This is a genomic window from Tritonibacter sp. SIMBA_163, from assembly GCF_046535935.1.
Lineage (GTDB): Bacteria > Pseudomonadota > Alphaproteobacteria > Rhodobacterales > Rhodobacteraceae > Epibacterium > Epibacterium scottomollicae.
Window position 1 is genome coordinate 1 of sequence record NZ_JAWJBP010000770.1, and the last position, 258, is coordinate 258.

At 37.6% G+C, this 258-nt stretch carries 1 protein-coding gene; it reads left to right on the forward strand.

Features of this window, described 5'->3' with window-relative positions; all coding sequences use genetic code 11:
* Window positions 1–258 (forward strand): hypothetical protein (locus tag R0J92_RS24405; RefSeq protein ID WP_411053586.1); only part of this gene is annotated, 258 nt, incomplete at both ends.

The following is a 258-nucleotide window of genomic DNA, read 5'->3' on the forward strand; positions in this document are numbered from 1 at the left end:
GGTATTTGGAAATATAGATAAAGTTAATTGGATGAACGGGGTGAATCCGCCACTTAGTAAAGAAGAGATTCAAGTATTTGAAGATGGGATGGAAACTGGATTTCCGGAGCCATATAAATATCTACTATCTCTTATGAACGGAAGCTTTTTAGCGAATTTAGTTCGTATAGCAGGGCAGCCGAAAATAGGTGGTCTTCCTGATGAGGAAGAATATTTTCAACCGTTTGATTTGTATAACTTTCCACAACTATATGCGTC